The sequence below is a fragment of the Streptomyces ficellus genome (assembly GCF_030406405.1).
In the GTDB taxonomy this organism is placed as follows: Bacteria; Actinomycetota; Actinomycetes; order Streptomycetales; family Streptomycetaceae; genus Streptomyces; species Streptomyces ficellus_B.
This window is the reverse complement of record NZ_JAUEPL010000007.1, coordinates 63618-88266: the sequence shown is the minus strand read 5'-3', so window position 1 is coordinate 88266 and position 24649 is coordinate 63618. Positions and strand designations below refer to the sequence as shown.

The 24649-nt window shown below is 73.7% G+C and carries 28 protein-coding genes; 17 read left to right on the top strand and 11 right to left on the bottom strand.

Annotated elements, in window-relative coordinates; translation table 11 throughout:
* Nucleotides 1–4 precede the first annotated feature (4 nt).
* The 6 genes from QWM81_RS07625 (at nt 5) to QWM81_RS07600 (ending at nt 2808) form a co-directional block, all read left to right on the top strand.
* Complete coding sequence (locus tag QWM81_RS07625; protein ID WP_290110888.1) at nt 5–241, top strand: gas vesicle protein GvpG; 237 nt, start codon at nt 5–7, stop codon at nt 239–241.
* Nucleotides 238–558: a gas vesicle protein gene (locus QWM81_RS07620; RefSeq protein WP_290110886.1), complete on the top strand. Its 321-nt coding sequence runs from the start codon at nt 238–240 to the stop codon at nt 556–558. Before QWM81_RS07625 ends, QWM81_RS07620 begins: the two co-directional genes overlap by 4 nt.
* On the top strand, nt 555–1379 hold the full coding sequence (locus tag QWM81_RS07615; protein ID WP_290110885.1) for a GvpL/GvpF family gas vesicle protein: 825 nt from the start codon (nt 555–557) through the stop codon (nt 1377–1379). Before QWM81_RS07620 ends, QWM81_RS07615 begins: the two co-directional genes overlap by 4 nt.
* Entirely contained in the window at nt 1376–1591 is a 216-nt protein-coding gene (locus QWM81_RS07610; RefSeq protein ID WP_290110883.1) for a gas vesicle protein, read from the top strand. The genes QWM81_RS07615 and QWM81_RS07610 overlap by 4 nt, the downstream gene beginning before the upstream one ends.
* A complete protein-coding gene (locus QWM81_RS07605) occupies nt 1588–1863 on the top strand; it encodes a gas vesicle protein K (RefSeq protein ID WP_290110882.1) in 276 nt (91 codons plus the stop codon). The genes QWM81_RS07610 and QWM81_RS07605 overlap by 4 nt, the downstream gene beginning before the upstream one ends.
* Before the next feature lie 168 nt (nt 1864–2031).
* Nucleotides 2032–2808: a L,D-transpeptidase family protein gene (locus QWM81_RS07600; RefSeq protein WP_290110881.1), complete on the top strand. Its 777-nt coding sequence runs from the start codon at nt 2032–2034 to the stop codon at nt 2806–2808.
* 82 nt (nt 2809–2890) lie between these two features.
* Here QWM81_RS07600 and QWM81_RS07595 read toward each other — a convergent pair whose 3' ends face one another.
* On the bottom strand, nt 2891–4396 hold the full coding sequence (locus QWM81_RS07595) for a bifunctional phosphatase PAP2/diacylglycerol kinase family protein (RefSeq protein WP_290110879.1): 1506 nt from the start codon (nt 4394–4396) through the stop codon (nt 2891–2893).
* Between the two features lie 67 nt (nt 4397–4463).
* Nucleotides 4464–5621 (bottom strand): baeRF2 domain-containing protein, encoded by a 1158-nt coding sequence (locus QWM81_RS07590; protein ID WP_290110878.1) that lies wholly within the window; start codon nt 5619–5621, stop codon nt 4464–4466.
* Nucleotides 5622–5766: 145 nt separating this feature from the next.
* On the opposite strand from QWM81_RS07590, the gene QWM81_RS07585 reads away from it, so the two are divergent.
* Complete coding sequence (locus QWM81_RS07585; protein ID WP_290110877.1) at nt 5767–6354, top strand: TIGR03086 family metal-binding protein; 588 nt, start codon at nt 5767–5769, stop codon at nt 6352–6354.
* 173 nt (nt 6355–6527) lie between these two features.
* Here the strand turns inward: QWM81_RS07585 and QWM81_RS07580 are convergent, their stop codons facing one another.
* The 3 genes from QWM81_RS07580 to QWM81_RS07570 form a co-directional block, all read right to left on the bottom strand.
* Nucleotides 6528–7073, bottom strand: a complete 546-nt coding sequence (locus QWM81_RS07580; RefSeq protein WP_290110876.1) for a type 1 glutamine amidotransferase domain-containing protein — start codon at nt 7071–7073, stop codon at nt 6528–6530.
* Between the two features lie 19 nt (nt 7074–7092).
* Nucleotides 7093–7521, bottom strand: a complete 429-nt coding sequence (locus QWM81_RS07575) for a CBS domain-containing protein (RefSeq protein ID WP_290110874.1) — start codon at nt 7519–7521, stop codon at nt 7093–7095.
* A gap of 118 nt (nt 7522–7639) precedes the next feature.
* Nucleotides 7640–8011: a DUF2795 domain-containing protein gene (locus QWM81_RS07570; protein ID WP_290110872.1), complete on the bottom strand. Its 372-nt coding sequence runs from the start codon at nt 8009–8011 to the stop codon at nt 7640–7642.
* Between the two features lie 206 nt (nt 8012–8217).
* Here QWM81_RS07570 and QWM81_RS07565 point away from each other — a divergent pair, with 206 nt between their 5' ends.
* On the top strand, nt 8218–8541 hold the full coding sequence (locus tag QWM81_RS07565) for a hypothetical protein (RefSeq protein WP_290110871.1): 324 nt from the start codon (nt 8218–8220) through the stop codon (nt 8539–8541).
* A 324-nt stretch (nt 8542–8865) separates the two neighbouring features.
* The gene (locus QWM81_RS07560) at nt 8866–9660 is read left to right on the top strand and encodes an RNA polymerase sigma factor SigF (RefSeq protein ID WP_290110870.1); all 795 of its coding nucleotides are present in this window, start codon (nt 8866–8868) and stop codon (nt 9658–9660) included.
* Here QWM81_RS07560 and QWM81_RS07555 read toward each other — a convergent pair.
* Nucleotides 9638–10786, bottom strand: a complete 1149-nt coding sequence (locus QWM81_RS07555) for a PAS domain-containing protein (RefSeq protein WP_290110869.1) — start codon at nt 10784–10786, stop codon at nt 9638–9640. The genes QWM81_RS07560 and QWM81_RS07555 overlap by 23 nt on opposite strands.
* Before the next feature lie 91 nt (nt 10787–10877).
* Between QWM81_RS07555 and QWM81_RS07550 the strand changes: the two genes are divergently transcribed.
* The 3 genes from QWM81_RS07550 (at nt 10878) to QWM81_RS07540 (ending at nt 13984) form a co-directional block, all read left to right on the top strand.
* Nucleotides 10878–11585: an ANTAR domain-containing response regulator gene (locus tag QWM81_RS07550; RefSeq protein ID WP_290110868.1), complete on the top strand. Its 708-nt coding sequence runs from the start codon at nt 10878–10880 to the stop codon at nt 11583–11585.
* Nucleotides 11586–11716: 131 nt separating this feature from the next.
* Nucleotides 11717–12943 carry an aminotransferase class I/II-fold pyridoxal phosphate-dependent enzyme gene (locus tag QWM81_RS07545; protein ID WP_290110867.1) on the top strand — a complete coding sequence of 409 codons (1227 nt, stop codon included), beginning with the start codon at nt 11717–11719 and terminating at the stop codon, nt 12941–12943.
* Between the two features lie 12 nt (nt 12944–12955).
* Complete coding sequence (locus QWM81_RS07540) at nt 12956–13984, top strand: MBL fold metallo-hydrolase (RefSeq protein ID WP_290110866.1); 1029 nt, start codon at nt 12956–12958, stop codon at nt 13982–13984.
* Nucleotides 13985–14087: 103 nt separating this feature from the next.
* Here the strand turns inward: QWM81_RS07540 and QWM81_RS07535 are convergent, their stop codons facing one another.
* Nucleotides 14088–14705 (bottom strand): DedA family protein, encoded by a 618-nt coding sequence (locus QWM81_RS07535; protein ID WP_290110864.1) that lies wholly within the window; start codon nt 14703–14705, stop codon nt 14088–14090.
* Nucleotides 14702–15475, bottom strand: a complete 774-nt coding sequence (locus QWM81_RS07530) for an MBL fold metallo-hydrolase (protein WP_290110862.1) — start codon at nt 15473–15475, stop codon at nt 14702–14704. Before QWM81_RS07530 ends, QWM81_RS07535 begins: the two co-directional genes overlap by 4 nt.
* Nucleotides 15476–15576: 101 nt before the next feature.
* Between QWM81_RS07530 and QWM81_RS07525 the strand changes: the two genes are divergently transcribed.
* From QWM81_RS07525 to QWM81_RS07515, 3 genes are all read left to right on the top strand, one after another.
* Nucleotides 15577–15981 (top strand): recombinase family protein, encoded by a 405-nt coding sequence (locus QWM81_RS07525; RefSeq protein WP_290110861.1) that lies wholly within the window; start codon nt 15577–15579, stop codon nt 15979–15981.
* Between the two features lie 170 nt (nt 15982–16151).
* Nucleotides 16152–18251, top strand: a complete 2100-nt coding sequence (locus tag QWM81_RS07520; protein WP_290111034.1) for a phage holin family protein — start codon at nt 16152–16154, stop codon at nt 18249–18251.
* A 65-nt stretch (nt 18252–18316) separates the two neighbouring features.
* Nucleotides 18317–19666, top strand: coding sequence for an amino acid permease (locus QWM81_RS07515; protein ID WP_290110860.1), 1350 nt, complete (start codon nt 18317–18319; stop codon nt 19664–19666).
* A gap of 13 nt (nt 19667–19679) precedes the next feature.
* Here the strand turns inward: QWM81_RS07515 and QWM81_RS07510 are convergent, their stop codons facing one another.
* The 3 genes from QWM81_RS07510 to tdh are packed head-to-tail and all read right to left on the bottom strand — an operon-like array spanning nt 19680 to nt 22843.
* The gene (locus QWM81_RS07510) at nt 19680–20594 is read right to left on the bottom strand and encodes a LysR family transcriptional regulator (protein WP_290110859.1); all 915 of its coding nucleotides are present in this window, start codon (nt 20592–20594) and stop codon (nt 19680–19682) included.
* Nucleotides 20595–20604: 10 nt separating this feature from the next.
* Nucleotides 20605–21786 carry a glycine C-acetyltransferase gene (locus QWM81_RS07505; RefSeq protein WP_290110858.1) on the bottom strand — a complete coding sequence of 394 codons (1182 nt, stop codon included), beginning with the start codon at nt 21784–21786 and terminating at the stop codon, nt 20605–20607.
* Between the two features lie 28 nt (nt 21787–21814).
* On the bottom strand, nt 21815–22843 hold the full coding sequence (tdh, locus tag QWM81_RS07500; protein ID WP_290110856.1) for an L-threonine 3-dehydrogenase: 1029 nt from the start codon (nt 22841–22843) through the stop codon (nt 21815–21817).
* Nucleotides 22844–22982: 139 nt separating this feature from the next.
* Between tdh and QWM81_RS07495 the strand changes: the two genes are divergently transcribed.
* Both QWM81_RS07495 and QWM81_RS07490 read left to right on the top strand, forming a co-directional pair.
* Nucleotides 22983–23618, top strand: coding sequence for a histone deacetylase (locus QWM81_RS07495; protein ID WP_290110855.1), 636 nt, complete (start codon nt 22983–22985; stop codon nt 23616–23618).
* A gap of 79 nt (nt 23619–23697) precedes the next feature.
* Nucleotides 23698–24636: a hypothetical protein gene (locus QWM81_RS07490; RefSeq protein ID WP_290110853.1), complete on the top strand. Its 939-nt coding sequence runs from the start codon at nt 23698–23700 to the stop codon at nt 24634–24636.
* Nucleotides 24637–24649 lie beyond the last annotated feature (13 nt).

Here is a 24649-nt window from a genome sequence, read left to right as displayed (position 1 = left end):
GACGATGGGCCTGCTGGGAGAACTGCTGCTCCTGCCGGCAGCCCCGCTGCGCGGCACCGCCTGGGTGTTGCGCCAAGTGGTGGCGGAGGCCGAGCGGCAGTACTACGACCCCGCCACCGTACAGCGCGAACTCGCCCACCTCGCCGACCGGCTGGAGGCGGGCGAGATCGACGAGGCGGAATTCGACCGCCGGGAGGACGAGCTCCTCGACCGCCTGGAGAAGGGCACGAGACACCCATGACCACCCCACGCCCCGGCCATCTGCCCAGCCCGTACGCATCGGACGGCAGCAGCGCCAACCTCGCCGACATCCTCGAACGCGTCCTCGACAAGGGCGTCGTCATCGCCGGCGACATCCGCATCAACCTGCTGGACATCGAGCTGCTGACCATCAAGCTGCGCCTCGTCGTCGCGTCCGTCGACCGCGCCAAGGAGATGGGCATCGACTGGTGGGAGAGCGACCCGGCGCTCTCCTCCCGCGCCCGCCACAGCGAACTGGCCAGCGAGAACGCCGAGTTGCAGCGCCGCATCGCCGAACTGGAGGAGCGCACCGCATGAGCGCCGACCGACTGCGGTATGTGTACGCCGTCACGCGCCCCTTCGACGGCGTCCTGCCCGAGGGCGTACAGGGCATCGACGGCGAACCACCCCGGCTGCTGCGCCACGGCGACCTGATCGCCGTGACGGGCGCCGTCCCCGCCGAGGACTTCGACGAGGCGCCGCTGCGCGCGCGGCTGGAGGACCTGGACTGGCTGGCCGCCACCGCCCGCGCCCATGACGCGGTGGTCGCCGCCCTGTCCACGGTCACCTGCCCGCTCCCGCTGCGGCTGGCGACCGTCTGCCGGGACGACAGCGGCGTGCGGCGCCTGCTGGAGGAGGGGCACGAGCGTTTCGTACGGGCACTTCAGCGGCTGGACGGGCGGGTCGAATGGGGCGTGAAGGTGTACGCGGAGCCCGGCGCCGGCGCCGGAGCCGAGGACGCGCCACCGGCGGCCCCCGGAGCCGGCGGGAGCGGCCGGGACTATCTGCGCCGCCGGCTGGAGGCACGCCGCAGCCGGGAGGGCGACTGGGAGCGCGCGGACGCCCTGTGCCGCCGGCTGCACGCCGAACTGTCCGGGCTGGCGGAGGCCGCCACCGTCCACCGCCCCCAGGACGCCCGCCTCTCGGGCGCGGCCGGGGTCAATGTGCTCAACGCCGCCTACCTGGTGGACCGCACACGCAGCCAGGGGTTCGTCGAACTGGTCGAGGCGGTGTCCGAGCCCGGCGTACGGGTGGAGCTGACCGGGCCCTGGGCCCCGTACTCCTTCGCCGGCATCGCGGAGGAAGGCCCTGTGGAGAGTGACGCCGTGGCGGCCGGAACGCGGGAGGCGGGCCGATGACCATTCCGGCACCGCCACCGGCACCGGCGCCTCTCGCCGAGCGGCGCATCGCACTCGTCGACCTGCTGGACCGTCTGCTCGCGGGCGGTGTGGTCCTCAGCGGAGACCTGACCCTCCGGATCGCCGACGTCGATCTCGTACGCGTCGACCTCAAGGCCCTGATCAGCTCGGTCGGCGAGAACGTCGGCTCGCCCTGGGAGGGGGAGACGTGAGCGGACCGCGCCGCAAGGTGGAACTGGACCCGGACACCGTCGAACGCGACCTGGCCCGGCTCGTCCTGACCGTCATCGAACTGCTGCGCCAGCTCATGGAGCGTCAGGCGCTGCGGCGGGTCGAGGGCGGGGACCTCACCGAGGAACAGGAGGAGCGGATCGGTCTGACGCTGATGCTGCTGGAGGACCGCATGGAGCAGCTCCGTACGCGGTTCGGGCTCAGGCCGGAGGACCTCAATATCGACCTGGGGCCGCTCGGGCCGCTGCTGTGACTCCCCTGCTCCACGGAGCGCCGGCGGGTCGGCGGCGCTACGTGGACCGGGGGAATTCGTGCGCGTCGGCCGGCCCCCGCCGCGCGCGGGGGGCCGGATCACCTGATCATCGTTCCGTGGTCGCAGTCCACGCCGAACGGCCGCCGGCGATGAACGAAAGGCTCCGACATGCCCGTCGTCAACAGCGCAGGACGTCTGGTGCTCGCCGCGGCAGTGTGCGGCGGACTCCTCCTCACGGGCTGCGCGGCGCCACGGACGGCCCCGGGCGCGGCCCACGGCACGCACGCCGAGAGGACGGCAACGGCCTCCCCGGCGGCCGGCGCCGCCGCGCAGCGGGCGCCCGCCGTACGACCGGCCGAGCTCCCCGGTCTCGGGCCCGCCACCCGCTCCCGCGTACCCGCGACCAGCGCGCAGGCGCTCGTCGTCACGGGCGACGGCCCGCACTCCCACCAGTCCACCGCCGTGCTGTACGAACGCGACCGGGTCACCGGGTGGAAGGCGGTCAGCCAGCCCTGGCCCGCCAACAACGCGCTGCGCGGCTGGACGGCCAACCACCGCGCCGGGGACCTGCGTACGCCCATCGGGGTGTTCTCGCTGGGCGACGCGGGCGGGCTGCTGCCCGACCCGGGCACGCGGCTGCCCTACGACCAGAGCGAGGAGTTCAACCTGTCCGGCACCGGCTTCCTGGGCGAACCGCTGGAGGGCTCCTTCGACCACGTCGTCGCCATCGACTACAACCGGATCTCCGGCACCTCACCGCTGAACAAGGTCCGCCCCCTCGGCCTTCCCAAGGGCGGTGGCGTCTGGATCCACGTCGACCACGGCGGTCCCACCCGCGCCTGCATCTCCCTGCGGCGCGAGCACATGCGGACGCTGATGCGCGCCCTGGACCCGGCCAAGAACCCGGTGATCGTCATGGGTGACGTGGTGACGCTCGCCCGCTGAGGACGGCCGCTGAGGAGGGCCGCTGAGGACGGCCGCTGAGAACGGTCCGAGGGCGGGCTTCGAGGACGGGTGCCGAGGACGGCTACTGAAGCGCCTGCGGACGGTAGACCGTCAGCGCCTCGTCGTCCTTGTCCACGGTCAACTCCGGCGGTGCCTCGGTCACTTCGCCGTCGTACGCCAGGGGCGTCCCCGGCGCCAGCCCCTCGATCCGCAGCCGCCGCAGCTGCTCCGCCGCGTGTACGGGCGAGCGGCTCAGCGGGCCGGCGAGCGCGGCCGCCAGCAGCCGCAGGCCCGGCAGCCGCCCGGCGTGCACCACCCGGACGTCCAGCAGACCGTCCGCCAGGTCGTAGCGGCGCCCGGGGGTCGGGCCCATCCGCCGGTAGACGCAGTTCCCGGCGAACAGCAGCCACAGCGCGCGCCGCCGCCCGCGCACCTCCGCCTCCAGTGGATGCTCACCGCGCAGTACCTTCAGCGCCGCCAGCACACCGGCCGGCCAGCCGCCGATCCGCGGCGACCAGCGCTCCCGCAGCCGGACCAGCTCCGGATAGACGCCCAGGCTGAACGTGTTGAGGAAGTACCCGCACGGCGTGCCGTCCGGGCCCGGTGTGAACCGCCCCAGGTCCACCCGTACCGCGTCGCCCGCGGCCAGCGCTCGGCAGGTGTCGTGGACCGACTCGATGCCCAGGTCGTACGCGAAGTGGTTGAGGGTGCCGCCGGGGAACACCGCGAGCGGCAGCTCGTGGCGGGCGGCGACCGCGGCCGCGCTGTTGACCGTGCCGTCGCCGCCGAGGACGCCCAGCGCACGGCACCGCCCCTGCGACGCGGCCTTCTCCAGCGCGTCCGCCACCTCGTCCGGCTCGCACTCCACCACCTCGGCGAGCGGCAGCGCGTCCCGCACGAGGGCGGCGCCGCCACCGGAACCCGAGCCGCGGTTGGCGACGACCACCAGATCGGCGCCGCCGGGCAGGGCGGGCGCGGTGGCGTGCGGCCGGCCGGGGGCGGGCAGCTGCGACCGGGTCGGGACCAGGCCCCGCACCGCGAACGCGGCGCCCACCCCGAGCGCCGCTCCGACCAGCACGTCGCTCGGATAGTGGGCGCCCGTGTAGACGCGGGACAGCGCCACGGCCGCGGCGACCGGCGCGACGGCCGCGCCCCAGCCCTTCGACTCCAGCGCGACGCCCGTCGCGAAGGCCGCGGCGGACGCCGAGTGCCCGGACGGGAACGACGTGGTGAACGGCTGCCGCTTCAGCCGCCGTACCGCCGGCACCGCGTCCAGCACCGGCCGGGCGCGGCGCACCGACCGCTTGCCCACCGTGTTGATGGCGGCCGACGCCAGCGCCAGCGACGCCACGCCGCGCACCGCGGCCCGCCGCGAGCGCGCCCCGCGCCCGAGGACGGCGATGCCGGCCGCCGTACCGAACCACAGCAACCCATGGTTGGCCCCGTGGCTCAGCCGGGGCAGCACCCGGTCGCCGCCCGGCCAGTGCCGGGCCGCGACCCGGTGGAAGACGTCCCGGTCCCAGGCACTGAGCAGGGCGGTGACACGGGCACGAACGGGGTCGGCCGACTGCGCGGCATACGCGGACATGGCCCCCGCCTACCCACCGCCACCGGCAGCCACGCGTCGTCAGGGCCGGGGCGCCCGGCCTGACGCGTCAGGCCGGTTCCGGCTCGCGTTCCTTTTCGGTGTACGGCCAGCGCAGCAGGGCTCCCAGGCCACCCACCGGCACGTCCTCGGCGATGTCCGGGCGCACCCGGACCACTTCCGCGCCCGTCATCACCGCCGAGCGCAGCAGCGCGTCGTCGGCGCGGGCCGGCAGGGGTTCGCGTTCGCCGAGGTAGTACGTCTCGCTGCGGCGTACCGCGATCTGGTCGGGGTCGGCGCCCACCCACACCTGGCGGTGCGCGTCGGGGCCCTCCGGCCGGATGAGCAGCTCGGCGATCCGGTGCTCGCGGGCCGCCTCGACCAGCGCGGGCACGCCCTCCGCCGCGGCCGGCGGCCTGCCCTCGGCGCCCGACCGGGCGGCCCGGAACCGCTCGACCTCCTGCTCGGTGATCCGCCGCAGGTGCTCCTGGCGGGCAGCCTCCACGTCCTCGTCCAGCAGCCGTACGCCGGAACCGGCGGCGCGGCCGCCGTGTTCGCTCTCCACGGCCAGCGGGCGGACCTCGGCGGGCAGCCGCTCGTGCACGGAGTGACGCTCGCGGACATCCCCGGCGAGCACGATCAGGTCCGCCTTGGTCTCCTCCTCGCACTCCGCGAGGGCCTCGGCGATCCGTGCCGCGTTCTCGTCCCAGGTGTTCTCCACGCTCAGCTGGAAATGACGCTCGGACCAGTCCGCCGAAGCGGTCCGGTGCAGGGGCCAGTCACGCCCCTCCACATGGCCGGCCGGACTGCCCCCGAGGGGACTGCGCAGCTCCAGGTCGGCGCCGGTGCGGTCGATGTAGGCGACCAGGCAGACCGGCTCCTGCGCCGCCAGGTCCAGCAGCGGGCTCAGCCGGGGCAGCGCCGCCCAGGTGACGTCGGACGGCGCGAGGGGGCGGCGCGTCAGCGGCGGGTCGAGGACGACCTCGCCGTGCGTCGCGAACACCGCACGCCCGACCTCGCCCGGCGGCCGCGGCCAGTCGGTCAGCGCCTCGTACACAGCCCGCTCGGTGGCCGGGTCGCAGCCTTGGGCGGCCAGCGAACGGCAGGCGTCCCTGGCCTGTAGCTCCAGTCGCTCCTGGGTGGACTCGTCGATCCGGGACGTATCCAGATACACGCTGGCCCACGGCCCGGGGCGGTCGAAGAGGCTGGTGAGAAAGGCGAGTTGCATAGCTCCCTCCCGGAGGCCGGAATACGCGTCGGTGACGGGTACCCGGCAGATCCTCGGCCACACAGGTCACTCACCTGGCGCCCGGCGCCGGGGCGGGGAAGAGTGGGCCGGGTGGCATCAGTGGATCCAAGGAGGTCAGCCGCCTATGCCCAACCCCCATGTGCCCACCCAACTGCTCGCCCGGCACGGCGAGGCGCTCGACCTGTTCGGCGAGCGGGTGCACGCGATCCGTCCCGACCAGTGGGACGCCCCGACGCCCTGTACGGAATGGTCGGTACGCGATCTCGTCAGCCACCTCACCGGCGAGCAGCTGTGGGTGGTGCCGCTGGTACGGGAGAGGCGCACCGTCGCTGACGTGGGCGACGCCTTCGACGGTGACGTCCTGGGCGAGGACCCGGTCGGCGTCTGGGACCGGGCCGCGGCGGCCGCCCGTGAGGCGTTCCTGGAGAAGGGCGCCCTGAACCGCACGGTTCACCTCTCCTACGGGCCGACACCGGCCACCGCGTACTGCTCGCAGATGGTGGCGGACCTGGTGGTGCACGCCTGGGACCTGTCCCGGGCGATCGGCGCGGACGAGCGGCTGCCGCCGGACCTGGTCCGGTTCGCCCTTGAGGAGGTGTCCCCGTACGCGGAGTCGCTCGCCGGGAGCGGCCTGTTCGCCCCGGCCAGGAAGCCGCCGCCGGACGCCGACGAGCAGACGAGGCTGCTGGCCCTGGTGGGCCGCAGGCCCTGAGCGTGACGAGGCTCCTCGTCCGCCGCGCGGGACGAGGAGCCGGCCTTTCGCGGACGCCCATACGCCTGCACGCGTGTCAGGTGTGCAGGCGTACGAGCGTCCGTGCGCACGAGGCGTCCGGGCGTCCGTGGGCACGAAGCGTACGGACGCCCGGGCGTCCGGCGTACGAGAGCTCAGCCGCCCGAGGCCTTGGCGAACTCCGCCGTGAACGCCTCGCAGAACGCCTTCAGGTCGTCCGGCTTGCGGCTGGTGATGAACGTGCTGGGTCCGCCCTCGCAGACCTTGACCTGCTCGTCCACCCACTCACCTCCGGCGTTGCGGATGTCCGTCCTCAGGCTCGGCCAGGACGTGAGGGTCCGGCCGCGCACCACACCGGCCTCCACCAGCGTCCACGGCCCGTGGCAGATCGACGCGACCGGCTTGCCCGCCTCGACGAACCCCCGGACGAACGCCACGGCCTTCTCGTCCATCCGCAGGAAGTCGGGGTTGGCGACGCCGCCGGGCAGCACCAGCGCGCCGAACTCCTCGACCGAGGCGTCGGCGACGGTCCGGTCCACAGGGAAGGTGTCCGCCTTGTCCAGGTGGTTGAACGCCTGGATCTCGCCCGGCGCGGTGGAGACCAGGACGGGCGTGTCACCGTTGTCGGTCACCGCCTGCCAGGGGTCGGTGAGTTCAACCTGCTCGACGCCTTCGGGCGCCACGAGAAACGCGATCTGCACAGTGGTTCCTTTCTTGCTGTCAGCTCGGCTCGGTGTTCGGCTCCGCCCGGCTGATGTCGGCGAGCGCGGAGTGCGGGTCCCGCGCCACGGCCAGATCCCCGATGCTGACCATGCCGAGGGGACGGCCGTCCTCCACCACGGGCAGCCGGCGCACCGCGTAGCGCCGCATCAGGTCCACGGCGGCCGTGACCTCGTCGTCGGGAGCGACGCACACCGGGTCGGGAGTGCACACCGACTGGGCGTTGACGGTGAGCGGATCGGCCCCGTCGGCCACGGCGCGCAGCGCGATGTCGCGGTCGGTGACCACGCCCACGAGCCGGTCGCCGTCCGCCACCAGCACATCGCCGATGTCCTGGGCACGCATCAGCTGGGCCGCCTCGACCAGCGACGCGTCGGGCCGTACGGCCGCCACGCCGGGCGTCATCACTTCCCTGACGAGCTGTGCCATGGCTGTCCGCCTTTCCCGCCGCCGCTCGGCTCGGTCTTCCGCTCCGTCTTGCGCTGGGTCTTCCCCTCACGTGCCGCCGCCCGGGGTACCCGTGCCCGAGCCCTTCATGCCCGCCGGGTTACGCCGGGTGCGGCCGCTGCAGGGCCACGGCCACGTCCTGAACGCTGCGGTAGGTGCGGTCGCCGGGCAGCGCCGCCACCCGTTCCATGAGCGGGTCGGGCGCGTGCCGCTCCCGCAGGATGCGCAGCAGGTCGCCGCGGTGCGCCGGGAACGGCGTACGGGCCAGATGCCGGCCCAGTTCCAGGCGCAGCGTCTCGAACGGGTCGGTGTGGACCCGGGGCGGTGCCAGTTCGGGGTCGTCCTCGGCGACCGGCTCCGGGTCGTGCCACTCCTCGGTCCTGGTGGGGTGACCGGACCTCAGCAACCCCTTGAGCTGGTGTTTCATTTCATCGTCACGGCGGCGGCTGAGCCGGTCGCTGCCTCGCTGCATGGCGCCCTCCACGATCTTCCGTGTGCGGTCGCCCGGCGGGTACCCGGCGGGGCCCGGGCAAACCCGGCTGAGGCGAAGCAGGGTCCGGCCCCCGCGCGGCCGCCGCCCCGCCCGCCCCGCTTGCCCCAGGGGTCCCGGCTTCCGTCACCGGGGGTTTGTCTTCGGTCACAAGGGAGACCCGGCCATGAAACGGAAGGACCGGGTCAATGGGACTGCTCTCCATACTGGTTTCCGTGCTGCTGCCGCCCGCGATGCTCGGCGTCGTGCTGGCGATGGGCCGCTACGAGGAACTCATCCTGCCGGAGCCCGAGGCGTACGACCCCGCCACGACCTCCCGCCCGGCCGAAACCGCCGCACCCCCCGCATCGCCCGCGCCCCCCGCAACCGCACCCGCCTCCGCCTCCGCGCGACGACGACCGAAGCCGCGGCCGCGCCACGCCCGCCGCCGCCCCGCCCCGAGGCCACGGCGGCAGGCCCCCGTCGCCGCCGGGTCGCCCGTGACCGGATCAGCGATCCACCCCGGCCGGTGAGCCCGGAGAGAGACCGGCACCCTCCCCCCTTCACCCGGACGGCCCAACGCGGGCCGCGACCGGCGGCCGCCCGCACTCAGCCCTCCCGGCAGGGCCGTGAACACCCGCCGCCCAGCGCCCCGAAGAGCGGAATCCGGGAAAGGCGGCCAGCATGGAATCAGGAGTTTGCCGGGTTCGGCCCCGGGCATGCGCACCTCGTGCTTCGGACCGGAGGCACGTCCGTGGGAGCGGCAGGCCGCTCCGGGCGTGCCCGTGCCCGGACAAGGGAGCTCTCCCCGGGGTGACAGCCAACCGTCAGCACCGTTCAGGGAGCTGAAAAGCAAAATGCCTACCCTCGCTCACACGAAGCATCCTCACGACGACGCCCCCGACACCGCCGAGGCCTTCCAGCGCCTCGCCAGCCTCCCCGAGGGCGAGGAACGGGAAGCCGTCCGGCAGGACATCGTCCGCGCCTGGCTCCCCATGGCGGACCGGCTGGCCGGCCGGTTCCGCAACCGCGGCGAGTCCCTGGAGGACCTCAAGCAGGTCGCCGCCCTCGGCCTGGTCAAGGCCGTCGACCGGTACGACCCCGAACGCGGCGCCGCCTTCGAGAGCTTCGCCGTGCCCACCATCACCGGCGAGATCAAACGCCACTTCCGTGACCACATGTGGACCCTCCACGTGCCGCGCCGCGTCCAGGACCTGCGGGGCCGGGTACGCGCCGCCTACCAGGAGCTCTCGCACTCGGTCGGAGGCCGCGCTCCGACCGTGTCCGAGATCGCCAAGAAGGCCGGTATGACCGAGGAGGAAGCGGTGGCCGGGCTGGAGGCCCTGGACAGCTTCACCGCCCTCTCCCTGGACGCGGAGCTCCCCGGCACCGAGGACGGCTACACCCTCGTCGACGCGCTCGGCGGCCCCGACCCGGCGCTCGACGTCGTCATCGACCGCGAATCGGTCAAACCGCGGCTGCGCAACCTGCCCGAACGCGAGCAGAAAATCCTCTACATGCGCTTCTTCCGCGACATGACCCAGAGCCGCATCGCCGAGGACCTCGGCATCTCCCAGATGCACGTGTCCCGGCTGATCAGCCGCTGCTGCAGCCAGATGCGGGAGGACATCATGCGGGACGTCGCCGCATAGCCAGCGCCACATGGCGGGACATCACATCGGCGGCCTGCCCCTCGGCCATCGAGAACGCCCGTCTGGCGCCCGTACGGAACAACGTCAGCACCCCCAGCACACCGCCGTCCTCGCGCAGCAGCGGCAGGCACAGCAGTGAGCTGACCTCGGCCCGCACCAGCACCGCCCCGCCCGAGGCGTCCTCGCCGAACGCGAGGGTGTCCTCGGGCCGCACCTGGAGGGAGGCCGACCCGCCCCGGGCCGCCTCCACCACCAGGGGGCAGTCGGCCGGATCCTGCGCCGTGACCGCCTTCACCAGCGGTGCGTACGCCTCGTCGGCGGGGCCCAGCACCACGGCCCGGCACAGCGGCCGCGCCCCGCCCGCGTCGGCCACCACCCAGTCCGCGAACCGGCCGTGCAGCACCTCGGCGGCCGCCCGCAGCACCGCCTCCGCGTCACCCGGCGGGCAGGCCAGCAGCGCGGACGCCATGGCGTCGACCAGGTCCATCATCGCGGCGCGCCGGCTCGTCTCGGCCAGGTCCGGCGGCAGCAGCCGGCGCCCCGCCGCGGCAGCCGCCGCCGGTTCCGCGGTCCCCGAGACGCCCGGCTGGAGCACCACGAGCACGGTGGGCTGCGGCTCCCCCGGCAGCGGCAGCGCCACCAGGGACGCCCGCACCGGCTCCTGCGGCCGCTGCTGGAGCCGTACGGTCAGACTGCGGGCGCCCTCACCGCGTGCCGTGGCCGCCGCCTGCGTACGGAAGGGGCCCCGGTCGCCGGAGGCCAGCAGCGCGGCCAGCGGACGGCCCGTGGCGTAGCCGGCGCGGACGCCGGTCAGGCCCGTGGCGGCGAAGTTCATCCGGCGGACGACCGTATCGCGGTCGACCAGGGCCACCGGCAGCGGCAGCCGCTGGAACAGCGTCTTCAGCAGCTGCCGCTCCTGCCGGTCGGCGGACGTGCCGTCCGGCGCACGCGCCGCGAGCCGCTCGTAGCGCGGCCAGAGCGTCTCTGCCGCATGCTGGAGTTCGAAGAGCGCCGCGTCCAGTACGCCCTGCTGCTCGCCGGGCGGCAGGGCGCGGGCCGAGCGGAGCTCCCCCACCCGCCGTACGAAATCCGCCAGCTCCTCACCGAACTCGTCCGTCTGCGTCATAGGAGCACCGTAACGGCACCAATGGGTCGGCGCGTACGGCCGTTTCACACCGCGGGCGTGGGGCAGCCGGAGCGAGAGAGGAGGTTCGCCGATGCTGCCCGACCAGGAGTACGAAGGTCCCGAGCCGGCCTCCACCGTACGGACACTGCAACGGCTCGCCGAGACCTGCGTACGGACCGTACCCGCCTGCTGCGGGGCCGTCACCACCCTCAGCGACGGGGAGGACGAACGCCGGGCCAGCGCCACGCACCCCGACCTGGCGGCCCTCGTGGCCGTCCAGCTCGACTCCGGTGACGGCCCCATCCAGACCGCCATCGACAGCGGGGCACCGGTCGACGCGGAGGACCTCCTGACGGACGAACGCTGGCCCGACTACCGGGCGATGGCGCTCGGCTCCGGCGTACGGGCCAGCGTCACGCTCCCCTTCCACCGGGCCGGCATCGACATCACCCTCAATCTGTACGGCTTCCGGGCCGGCTCCCTGGAACACGCCGTGCACGGCTGCGCCGCCGTCATCGGCGAGGAGACCACCGCGAGCCTGGTGCGCGACCGGCGCTACCGCGCCGCCCTCACCGAGGTCGGCCAGCTCGCCACGGCCCTGCGCTCCCGCCCGGTGATCGACCAGGCGGGCGGCATCGTGATGTGCGTCCTGGGCTGCGACGCCGAGGAGGCGTACGGCGTGCTGCGGCAGGTCTCGCAGGTCAGCAACCGCAAGCTCGCCGACGTCGCGGCGGGAGTCGTGCGCACCAAGGGGCGCGGCCTGGAGAGGGCACTGGCCCGGCTCGCACCAGGCCGGTGAGACCCGGTGGGCAAGGAGGGGCAGAGGATCCGGAGCGGCGACTTGTGAGGAACCTCCGTATAAAGGGCCATGGGGATGGGCAGAGCTCCCCGGACCACCAGCGGGGGAGCGTCAGCGGCGGAGGTGAGCGCATGCGGCGGACGGCCACCGAAGGGCGCGGCCCCGTACGCTACGGACCGCACGCGCCGGAGCCCGGCCTGCCCGTCCTGCCCGAGCTGGCCGCCGTCCTGGGGGCCGCCGCCGACCGCACCGAGCCCGAACCGCCCGGCGGCGGGCCGCTGCTGCGCGACGCCGCCTGCGGCTACTGGTGGCGGCGCGGCCTGCGCTGCCACCCCGAAGACCTCGCCGCCGCCCCCGGCGCCCAGCCGCTGCTGTCCGCGCTGATGGCCGCCCACGGCGGCGACGTCCTCATGCCCAGGCCCTGCCCCGCCTGGTGGGCCCCGCAGGCCCGGCTCCTGGGGAGGCCCGCCTACCACGTGCCGACGCCCGCCGAATGCGGTGGCGTACCCGACTCGTACGCGCTGCTGGAGACCGTACGGCGCGTCCGTGTCGAAGGCGGCCGCCCCGCGCTCCTGCTGCTCTCCGTGGCCGACGACCCCACCGCCACCGTCGCCCCGCCCGAAGTGGTGCGCGAGGCGTGCGAGGCGGCCGTCGCCGAGGGTCTGCACATCGTCAGTGACGAGACCTGGCGCGACACCCTGCACGACCCGCACGACACCGTGCTCGTCAGCCCTGCCGAGATGTGCCCCGACGACGTCACCGTCCTGTGCGACCTGGCCGGCTCGCTCACCCCGGCCGCCTGGCCCGCCGCGATCGCCCGCTTCCCGCCGACCGGGCGCGGCTCCGACCGCCGGGCCCGCACCCTGGACCGGCTCACCGCCCTCGGCGCCCAGATCGCGGCCCCCGTCGCCGCGGCCGCCGCACACGCGCTCGGCGAGCCCGAGCCGGTCACCACCCGCGCGGCGGCCACCGCCGCCCTGCACGCGCGCGTGGCCGCCGCCGCGCACCACGCGGTCCTCGCGGCGGGCGGGCTCGCCCTGCCGCCCCGGGCGGGCCGGCACCTGTACGCCGACCTCGGCCCGCTGCGCGGCCGCCTCGCCGAACGCGGCGTGAGCGACTCCATGGAACTGGAGGAGTACCTGACGGACCGCCTCGGGACGCCCGTACCCGGCGGGCACCGGTTCGGCGACGAGCTGGGCGCGCTGCGCGTGCGCCTGGCGACCGGGCCCCTGCTGGGAGCAACCCCCGAGGAGCGCATGGAGTCCCTCACGGCGGCGAGACCGCTGGAACTGCCGCATGTGGCCCACGCGTTGAACAAGTTCGGTTCTGCTTTCGCAGAACTCCAAGAACCACGGTGAACGGAGCTGGCGATGACGGAACAGACGGCATCCACCGAGCACACGGCACCCGCCGAACCCACCCCGGCGGACCCCACCGAGACCGGCCCACGCCCCCTCGGCCAGGTCCGCGACTGGCCGAGATCGTTCGCCGACCGGCTCACCGCACCCCTCCCCGGCGTACGAGCCATGGCCAGGCTCGCGCGCGAGGGAGCGGTACGACCGAGCGCCGAAGGGCTCCGGGACATCCCCCGGCTGCCGTTCGACCCCGAGCCCCTGCCCGCCGTGGACCCCGCCACCGTCGCCGTCACCTGGGCGGGGCACGCCAGCTGGATCGTCCGCATCGGCGGGCTGACCGTCCTCACCGACCCCGTCTGGTCCCGGCGCATCCTGGGCACCCCAGCCCGGATCACGCCCGTCGGCGTGCGCTGGGAGGACCTGCCGCCCGTCGACGCCGTCGTCATCAGCCACAACCACTACGACCACCTCGACGCGCCCACCATCAGGCGGCTGCCCCGCGACACCCCCGTCTTCGTGCCCGCCGGACTCGGCCGCTGGTTCCGCCGCCGCCGCTTCACCCGCGTCACCGAACTCGACTGGTGGGAGGCCGCCGAACTGCGCGGCGTACGCTTCGACTTCGTACCGTCCCACCACTGGTCCAAGCGCACGCTCACCGACACGTGCCGCTCCCTGTGGGGCGGCTGGGTGCTCACCGACACCCACGGGCAGCGCGTGTACTTCGCGGGCGACACCGGCTACGGGCACTGGTTCAAGGAGATCGGCCGCCGCCACCCCGGCATCGACCTCGCCCTGCTGCCCATCGGCGCCTACGCCCCCCGCTGGTGGCTACGTGACGTCCACACCGACCCCGAGGAAGCCGTCCAGGCCTTCCAGGACCTCGGCGCCCGGATCATGGCCCCCATGCACTGGGCGACCTTCGTCCTCTCCTCCGAACCGGTCCTCGAACCCCTCACCCGCCTCCTAGCCGCCTGGCAGCAGGCCGGCCTGCCCCGCGACCACCTCTGGGACCTCCCGATCGGCAGCTCACGGCTGCTGGATTGAGGGCCCGGTTGCCTCCGGGGGAGCACTCGCCAGGTCGCGGGGGGAGCCGAAGGGCACCGCCACCGGGGGGCCACCCGGTACCGCCCCGGGGCCAAGCCGGCCGTCAGGCGTGGCGGGCGCGTAGGCGTCGCCACGCCGAGGGGATGGCGCTGAGCAGGATCGTCAGGGCCACCGCCGCCACGACGCCCTCCCAGGGGCGGGCGAACAGGGAGCCGCTCAGGACACCGATCAGCTGGTACGTCGCCGCCCACGCCAGGCACGCCAGGACGTTGCCGCGTACGAAGCGGCGCAGCGGCATCCCGGCCAGCAGGCACGCCAGCATCACCGGTATCCGCCCCGCCGGTACCAGCCGGGACAGCACCAGCACCGAGATCCGGTGCGTGCGCAGCTTGGCCTGGGCCTGCTCCAGCCGGTCAGGGTCGGCTCGCCCCCGCAGCGCCTCCAGCCGGCGCGAACCGTTCCTCGATAGCACCCCGCGCCGCCCCAGCCAGTACAGCGCCACGTCCCCGGCGAACGCCGCGGCCGACGCCAGCACGAACACGATGAGCAGCCCCACCGGCGACGTCTGATGGAACGCCACCACCGTCGCCGAACTGACGATCGCCCCCGTGGGCACCACCGGCACCAGCGCGCCCAGCGCGACCAGCAGGAACAGCGACGGGTAACCGACCGCCTGCTGTGTCGACTCGGGCGGCAGCTGACCCAGCAGGCCCTCGATCACCCGGACACCTCCGGCCGTACGCTCTCGCCGTGCCCCAGCAGGTGCACCGCCACCCCGGGCGCGAGGCGCGCCGCGTGCCGGACGAACTCGTCGCCCGGCGCGTGGAACTCGTGCGGGCGCACCCCGTCGAGCCCTATCGGCCAGTACGTACCGAAGTGCACCGGAACCGCCGCGCGCGGCGCCAGCGAGGCCAGCGCCTGCGCCGCCCGGCGCGCGTTGAGGTGCCCGGGCCCCAGGAACGGCCCCCAGCCGCCGACCGGCAGCAACGCCACGTCCACCTGCCCCACGGCCGCCGCCATCCCGTCGAACAGCCCCGTGTCACCGGCGAAGTACGTCCGGGCCGCACCGCGGATGACATACCCGAGCGCGGGGGAGAGGTGCGGCCCCACCGGCAGCCGGCGCCCGTCGTGGCGCGCCGGCACCGCCCGTACGACCAGCTCCTCCACCCGCACCTCGTCACCGGGAGCCACCTCGGTGATCCGCAGCCCGGTCAGCCGCCGCAGCCCCGGCACCGCGCGGGTAGCGCCACGCGGCACGATCAGGCGGGTGCCGGGCGCGAGCCGGGCCAGCGACGGCAGGTGCAGGTGGTCGGAGTGGAGGTGCGAGACCAGCGCCGCCTCCGCCCGCGCGGCCGCCGGCGGCGGCAGCTCACCGCGCCGCCGCCGCAGATGGGCGAGCCGGCGCGCGAACAGCGGATCGGTGAGCACCCGCACCCCCGAGTCCTGGACCGTACAGGTGGCATGACCCCACCAGGTGACCTCCACCGGCACGCCCGCCCTCCTCGCTCCCGCGTCGCTCCGCTCCCGCGCTGCTCCTCCGAGCGTAAACGCGCGCCTCCTCGCCCGGAGGCGATCGGAGTAGGGTCGGCGGCATGGACGACGTACGCGTGGCGGCGATCGCCAGCCTGACGCCGCTGGAGGAGCTCGACAGCGACCCCTTCCTGGTCGACACGCGCAGCCAGCACGCCATGTGCGAACGCTGGGCGGCCGACAAGGGCTATGTCGTCATACGTCAGCTGCTGTTCTACGGGATGCGGCCCGACCACCAGGTCCTGTGGGCGGACATCGAGGCGGGCGCGGTCGACCTGTTCGTCGTGCCCAACGAACGTGTCCTGGACCGGGCGCTGACGTCCGCGCGGGACTTCACGGCGGAGTGCGAGCGCCGGGGCGTACGGCTGGAGACGGCGGGGCTGGACGAACCGGCGTACGACGCGGAGATGAAGGCCCACGTCCACCGCCGGCTCTCCATGCCGACCGCGGGCTACGACGGCTGCTGAGAAAGGGCGAGTGAGGAAGGGTGGCCGGGTATCCCCCGGACGGGCCGGGGCACTTTCCGGACGGGCCGGTGAGTGATCCGGAGGCGCGCGCGGCCCGCGGCGGACGCAACCGGCGCCCCGCAGGACGACCGAGCCTCACACGAGCCTCCCGTACGGCGGGCGTTGCCCTGCTGCGGGTCATCGTGGTGTGGGCGGTGTCGACCCTCACCATGCTGGCGCTCGCCGGGCTGATGCCCGACTTCCAGCTCCAGTCCGACGACGGTGACAGCGTCACCCGCACCGCCGTCACCGCCGCCTGGGGCGCCGGGGCGTTCGGTCTGCTGAGCGCGCTGGTGTGGCCGGTTGTCGTACGGGCGCTGCTGCTCGTTCCCGCGCTCGTCCTCGGGCTGCTGGTGTTCTTCCTCAACGGTTCTCTGCTGCTGGTCGCGCTCTGGCTCATCCCGGACGGGCGCGGCGAGGCCGAACCGGACAACGCCGTCGTGGTGGCCGCCGTGATGTCCGCCGTCGCCTCCGCCACCTCCACCGCCCTCGCGGTACGTGACGACAACGCCTACCGGCGACGCCTGTACCGGCTGGCCGGACGGCGCCGCACCGCCCCCGGTCCCGGCAGCCCGCCGGGCACGGTGTTCCTCCAGCTCGACGGGGTCGGGCACCAGGTGCTGCGGGACGCCGCCGACGACGGGATCATGCCGACCGTCGCGGCCTGGATGGGCACCACCCACCGCCTCACGCCCTGGCAGACCGACTGGTCCAGCCAGACCGGCGCCAGCCAGCTCGGCATCCTGCACGGCTCCAACCACGACGTGCCCGCCTTCCGCTGGTACGAGAAGGACACCGGCCGGCTGATGGTCAGCAACCGGCCCGCCAGCGCCGCCGAACTGCAGCGCCGCGCCATCCGGCGCACCGGCGACGGCGGGCTGCTCACCCTGGACGGCGCGAGCCGCGGCAACCTGTTCAGCGGCGGCGCCGACCAGCTCGCCCTGGTGCTGTCGGTCTCCGCGCGCCGTGGCCGCCGCAACCGTTCCCGCGCCGGGTACTTCGCCTACTTCCGCGACCCGGCCAACGCCGTCCGTACCGCCATCTCCTACGTCGCCGAGGTGTGCCGCGAGATCGGCCAGTCCACCCGCGCCCGCCTCAGGGACGACAGGCCCAGGGTGGGCCGCGGCGGTCTGTACCCGTTCATCCGCGCCTTCGCGACCGTCATCGAGCGGGACGTGGTCGTCGCCGCCGTCATGGGCGACATGCTGGCCGGCCGTACCGCCGTGTACGCCGACCTCGTCGCGTACGACGAAGTGGCCCACCACTCGGGGCCGCACAGCCGCGACGCGGCGAAGGTGCTGGAGCGGCTCGACCGGTCGATCGCCCTGATCGCCAAGGCCGCCGAGCACGCGCCGCGCCCGTACCGGATCGTGCTCCTCTCCGACCACGGCCAGAGCCCCGGCGAGCCCTTCGAGTCGGCGTACGGGCTGACGCTGCGCGACCTGGTGCGGGCGGGCTGCGGGCTGCCCGTACCGCGCCGCGCCCAGCACACCCCGAGCGGCGCCGAGGCGCGGGGCGCGCTGCGCACCGCCGTGCACCTGCCGGTGGAGGAGGGCCGCGAGGAACGCCCGGCCCGCACGTCCGACCCGATCGTGCTGGCCTCGGGCAACCTGGGCCTGATCTCCTTTCCGGACGTGCCCCACCGCATGTCCCGCGAGGAGATCGAGCGCCGCCATCCGGCCCTGCTGCGGACGCTGGCCAGCCACCCCGGCATCGGATTCGTGCTCGTACGCAGTGAGGAGCACGGTTCGGTGGTGCTCGGCCCGGCCGGGGCCGAGGTACCGGTCGGCGAGCTCACCGACGCGGGCCCGCTCGCGGTGTTCGGCCCGGGCGCGGCCGACGCGGTGCGGCGCACCGACTCCTTCCCGCACGTCGCGGACATCATGGTCAACTCCATGTACGACCCGGCGACCGGCACGGTGCACGCCTTCGAGGAGCAGATCGGCTCGCACGGCGGGCTGGGCGGCGAGCAGTCGCACGCTTTCCTGCTCTGGCCGCGGAGTCTGTCCGCGCCGGTGGCGGACGGTGGCCGGCTGGTGGGCGCCGAGCGGGTGCACCGGGTGCTGCGGCGCTGGCTGCGGGAGAGCCAGGGACCGCAAGTGCCCCTCGGGCCGGTGCGGGAACCGGCAAGGGAAACGGTGAGGGAAACGGTGCAGGAATCACCGTCACGGCCACCAGGGGAAGAAGCATTTCCGGTCGCCGAGGGCATCGCGCCGGACAAACACGGCTGATTTGGTGCAGCGTCCGTCCTACCCGACCATGTTCAGGTTTGTACGGCGAAAGGCGCACCACCCTCATGATCACCGATCCCACCCCGGACGAGCGCAGCAAGCACGCGCGGACCTTCGGACTGCCGATCGCCACCGCGCTCGTGGTGGGCAACATCATCGGTGGCGGGATCTTCCTGCTGCCCGCCTCCGTCGCGCCCTACGGCACGATCAGCCTGGTCGCCTTCGCCGTCCTCACCGCGGGCGCGATCGCCCTCGCCCTCGTCTTCGGCCGGCTCGCCCAGCGGCTCCCGCGGACCGGCGGCCCGTATGTGTACGCCCGCGAGGCGTTCGGCGACTTCGCCGGATTCCTCGCCGCCTGGTCGTACTGGATCACCACCTGGGTGTCCAACGCGGCGCTCGCCGTCGCCGCCGTCGGCTACCTCGACGTCCTCATACCCGTGCACGGCTCCACAGCGGCGACGATCACGGCGGCGCTGGCCCTCCAGTGGCTGCCCGCCCTCGCCAACCTGGCCGGCACGCGGTACGTCGGCGCCGTCCAGCTCGTCTCCACGGTGCTCAAGTTCGTCCCGCTGCTGCTGGTCGCCGTCGGCGGGCTGTTCTTCTTCGACGCGGACAACCTCGGCCCCTTCCAGGCCAGTGACTCCGGTGCCATGGGCGCGATCTCGGCGTCCGCCGCCATCCTGCTCTTCAGCTACCTGGGCGTGGAGTCCGCTGCCGTCAGCGCCGGCGAGGTCCGCGACCCGCAGCGCAACGTCGGCCGCGCCACCATCCTCGGCACGCTCGGCGCGGCCGCCATCTACCTGCTCGGCACCCTCTCCGTCTTCGGCCTGGTCGCCCACGACCGGCTCATCGGCTCCAGCGCGCCCTTCTCCGACGCCGTCAACACCATGTTCGGCGGCTCGTGGGGCGGCACGGCGGTCGCCTGCATGGCCCTCGTCTCGATGGTCGGCGCCCTCAACGGCTGGACGCTGCTGAGCGCCCAGACGCCGTACGCGGCGGCGAAGGACGGGCTCTTCCCGGCGATGTTCACCCACAAACGGCGCGGTGTTCCCACCTACGGCGTCCTGGTCACCGTCGTCCTGGCCTCCCTGCTGACCGTCTACAACTACACGGCAGGGCCGGAGGGTGTCTTCGAGATCCTCGTCCTGGTGACCACCTTCACCGCCACCGTGCCCTACCTGCTCTCGACGGCCGCGCAGATCCACTTCCTCGCCTCCGGCCGGTCCGAGCGGGTCCACCGGCCCCGCCTCGTCCGCGACGCGGTCCTCGCCGTGACCGCCTTCGCCTTCTCCATGTGGCTGGTGGCCGGCTCCGGGTACGCGGCGGTCTACCAGGGCGTGATGTTCCTCTTCGCGGGCGTGCTGGTGTACGCCTGGATGTCGGCCCGCGTACGCCGGCGGCAGCCGGCCGCCTGACGCGGCCGGGGGCTCACACGCCCCGGAGGTGAACCGAGCCCCCGAGAAGCGCGTCCAGGACCGGGCGGATCAGCGGGTGGTCCTCCGCCCCGCGCCGCACCGCCGCGAAGACGCGCCGGAACGCGGCCGGGCCCGCCACGGGGCGGACCACCACGTCCTTGAGCTCGATGCCCCGCAGCGCGGAACGCGGCACCAGGGCCACCCCGGCGCCCGCGCCCGCCAGGGCCACCACCGCGCGGAAGTCGTCGGAGGAGTGCACCAGGCGCGGATCGAAGCCGGCCAGCTCGCAGGCGAGGAGCACCATGTCGTGGCACGGGTTGCCGGGATAGGGCCCGATCCAGTCGGCGTCCGCCAGCTCGGCCAGCGCCACTTCGGGCGACTGCCCCAGCGGGTGCGCCGCGTGCAGGACCGCGTCGAACGGCTCGGCGTACAGGGACACGCGCGCGAGGCGCCGGTCGCCCTCGCGTGGCGCGCCCCGGTACTCCACCGCCAGCGCCACGTCCGCCTCACCGTCCAGGACCATCGGCAGCGACGCGTCGCCCTCCGCGTCCCGGACCCGGACGCGGATGCCCGGGCGCGTGTCGGCGAGCCGCCCGATCGCCGGCGCCAGCACCTCGGCGATCCCCGTCGCGAACGCGGCCACCGTCACCTCGCCGGCCGCGCCGCCCGCGTACGCCGCGAGCTCCGCCTCCGCCCGCTCCAGCTGCGCCAGCACCTCGTTGGCGTGCTCCAGCAGGATCTCGCCGGCCGCCGTGAGCCGTACGCCCTTGCCGCTGCGGGTCAGCAGCGTGTGCCCGGTCTCCTGCTCCAGCGCGGCGAGCTGCTGCGAGACGGCGGAGGGGGTCAGGTACAGCGCTGCGGCCGCGGCGGTCACCGTACGGTGGTCCGCCGCGGCCCGCAGAACGCGCAGGCGCCGGGGGTCGATCACCCCGCCATTGTCACCCAGCCATCGCCGCCCGGGCGTCGGTGAACGCCGCCACCGCCCGCTCCACGTCCGCCGTCGAGTGCGCCGCCGACAGCTGCACCCGGATACGGGCCTGGCCCATCGGCACGACGGGGTACGAGAAGCCGATCACGTACACGCCGCGCTCCAGCAGCAGTTCGGCCATCCGCGCGGCCTTGGCCGCATCGCCGATCATCACCGGGGCGATCGCGTGGTCACCGGGCAGGGTCTCGAAACCCGCCTCCGTCATCTTCGTACGGAACAGCTTGGTGTTGGCGTCCAGCTTCTCCCGCAGGTCCCCCGCCGACTCCAGCAGGTCCAGCACCGTGAGCGAGGCGGCGGCGATCACCGGGGCGAGGGAGTTGGAGAAGAGGTAGGGGCGCGAACGCTGGCGCAGCAGCGCGACGATCTCCGCGCGCGCCGCCACGTAGCCGCCGGACGCGCCGCCCAGCGCCTTGCCCAGCGTGCCGGTGAGGATGTCGACCCGGTCCATCACGCCGTGCAGCTCGGGCGTGCCGCGCCCGCCGGGCCCGACGAACCCGACCGCGTGGGAGTCGTCGACCATCACCATCGCGTCGTACCGGTCGGCGAGGTCGCAGATCTCCGGCAGCGGCGCCACGTACCCGTCCATCGAGAACACGCCGTCGGTGACGATGAGCCGCCGCCGCGCGTCCTGCGTCTCCTTGAGCTGCTTCTCCAGGTCGGCCATGTCGCGGTTGGCGTACCGGTGGCGGCGGGCCTTGGACAGCCGGATGCCGTCGATGATGGAGGCGTGGTTGAGGGCGTCGGAGATGACCGCGTCCTCGGGGCCGAGGAGCGTTTCGAAGACTCCGCCGTTGGCGTCGAAGCAGGACGAGTACAGGATCGTGTCCTCCTGCCCCAGGAACGTGGACAGGCGCCGCTCCAGCTCCTTGTGGATCTCCTGCGTACCGCAGATGAAGCGGACGGACGCCATGCCGTAGCCCCAGCGGTCCAGCGCCTCCTTGGCGGCGGCGATGACCTCCGGGTGGTCGGCCAGGCCCAGGTAGTTGTTGGCGCAGAAGTTCAGTACGTCACCGGAGGCGACGGACACGGTGGCGCTCTGCGGGGTGGCGATGACCCGCTCGGGCTTGTGGAGACCGGCGTCGCGGATCTCGTCGAGGGTGGCGCGCAGCTCGTCGCGGACGGACGCGTACATGGATGTGGCTCCTAAAAAAGGGGGTGGGTCAGACGGTCCAGTCGAGGATGATCTTGCCGCTGCGGGCGGTGGCGGCCTCGTCGAAGGCCGCGTCGAAGTCGCGGTAGGAGTAGCTGCCGGTGATCACGGGGCTGAGGTCGAGCCCGCCTTCCAGCAGCACGGTCATCGCGTACCAGGTCTCGAACATCTCGCGGCCGTAGATGCCCTTGATGGTGATCATCGAGGTGACGATCTTCGACCAGTCGACGGCGAACTCCTCGGCGGGCAGGCCGAGCATCGCGATCCGGCCACCGTGCGTCATATTGGCGACCATGTCCCGCATGGCCTCGGGCCGTCCGGACATCTCCAGCCCGATGTCGAAGCCCTCCCGCAGCCCCAGTTCCCGCTGAGCCGCCTCGACGCTGCTCTCGGCGACATTGACCGCGAGCGTCGCGCCGGCCTTGCGGGCGAGCTCCAGCCGCGGCTCGCTCACGTCGGTGATCACCACATTGCGCGCACCGGCGTGCCGGGCCACCGCCGCGGCCATGATCCCGATCGGTCCGGCGCCGGTGATGAGGACGTCCTCGCCGACGAGCGGGAAGGACAGCGCGGTGTGCACGGCGTTGCCGAACGGGTCGAAGATCGCCGCCACATCCAGGTCCACCTTCGTCCGGTGCACCCACACGTTGGACGCGGGCAGCGCGACGTACTCGGCGAACGCCCCGTCCCGCCCGACCCCCAGCCCGACCGTGGCCCGGCACAGATGCCGCCGCCCCGCCAGGCAGTTGCGGCACTTGCCGCACACCAGGTGCCCTTCGCCGCTGACCAGGTCACCGACCGCGACGTCCCGCACGTCCGCGCCGACGCGCGCCACCTCGCCGACGAACTCGTGCCCCAGCACCAGCGGTGTGCGCACCGCCTGCCGCGCCCAGCCGTCCCAGGAGCGGATGTGCAGATCCGTACCGCAGATCCCGGTGCGCAGCACCCGGATCAGCACGTCCCCCGGCCCCGTATCGGGCTCCGGCACATCCATGAGCCACAGACCGGGCTCGGCCTTGTGCTTGACGAGTGCCTTCATCAGTGCGGCTCCAGGGGCCAGGGGGAAGAGATCGCCGAACGCGCACCAATCTGCCCAGCCGCGTCCGCCGCGTCCATCGAGGATTTCTTAAGCGGGCCAACAGCGCAGCTTCACGCGCCGCACCGGTTACGTTCGAGGCATGACGACGCAGGTCTGGTACGCGGCCTACGGCTCGAACACGCACGTCGACCGTCTGGCGTACTACCTCCTGGGCGGCCGGCCCCCCGACGCCGCCAGGACCTACCCCGGATGCCGCGACCGGCGCCTGCCGGCGGCCTCCGTCCCGGTGGAGCTGCAAGGCGCCCTGTACTTCGCCACCGAGTCACCCGTCTGGACCGGCGGCAGGGCGTTCTACGACCCCCGCGCCCGGGGCCACGTCCTGGCCCGGGCCCACCGCCTCACCGCCCGGCAGTTCTCCGACATCGCCGCCCAGGAGATGTACCGCGACCCGGGCCCGGACACCGACCTGGACCTGACGCAGGTCGTGCGCCACGGCACCGCCACGCTCGGCGGCGGCCGCTACGAGACCCTCGTCCACGCCGGAACCCTCGACGGCCTGCCCCTGCTCACCCTCACGGCCCCCTGGCGGATGGGCGACATCGAGTGGAACACCCCCTCCGCCGGCTACCTGCGCCACCTGGCCGCCGGCCTCCTGGCCACGGGCGCCTGGGACGCGCCCGCCATCGCGGCCTACCTGGCCGCCTGCCCGGGCGCGGCGGGCCACTGGACCGAACACCGGCTCAGGGACCTCATCGGCGGCTGGTCGGACCAATAAGCGAACCAATAAGCGAACCAGTGACGTGGAACTAGGATTCACGTCCCGACCCGCGCGGATGACAGGGGGATACGCGACGGTGGGCCACTCCTCTCGCTCGAAAAGTCCGTACGGGCCCTACTTCGAACGACGCCGCTCCGAACCGACGACATGGACGCGGCTGACCGGCCTGGTGACACTTCTGGCCGCGTTCGCCGCGATGATCGTGGGCGTGCTGCCGCTGGCGCCGGATGTGGATGTACGGAACCTGCGACTCGGCCTGGTCGGCTGCACCGCGGTCGGTGCGGTGCTGTGGACGGTGGCCTCGATCCGCTCACGGCGCCCGGAAGTGACCATCCTCGACAAGCCCGCGCGGAAGGAACGCGATCCGTCCAGGTTCCTGCCCGTCGTCCTCAGCTTGGCCCTCCCGCTGGCCAGCGCCGCGGCGCTGGCGCAGGCGATAGGCCTGGACGGCGCGGAAGGCCGCTGGGAGGCGCAGGTGTACGCGGCGGGCGGAGGCAGCTACGAAGTCACCGTCGACGCGCTGCTCGACGAGCCCGGGACGACCGGCGTGAACATCAACGACGTGGACCAGTACGCCACGGACGTCGCGGTGACCCTCCGGTTCCACGACGGCACCCGTACCGTCACCGTCCACGACGCGACGACCGTCGGCCGCCCCGAGGTGGACGACACCGTGAGGGTCATGTACGCCCCGGGCAGCCCGGGGCTCGGTGTGCGCAACGATGGCACCCGGTTCTTCAGCAGCGGTCTTCTCTACTTGTGGCTCTGGGCACTGGCCCTGTTCGCGTGGGCCTTCGGCTCCGCCGCCTTCGGCATGATGCGCGACGGGATTCACACCGCGCGCAGGTTCCGCGCCGACGTGCACGTCCCTGCGGCACTGATCCTGCTCACCGGCGTGTGTTTGCTGCTGCCCGGGGCCTTCTTCCACACCTCCACCTGGGCGGGGTGGCTGCTGGCCCTCGCCGCCGCGACGACGCCCTGGCTCGCACTGGCCTGGATGCTGAAGCGCGGGTGAGCGACCAGGCCGG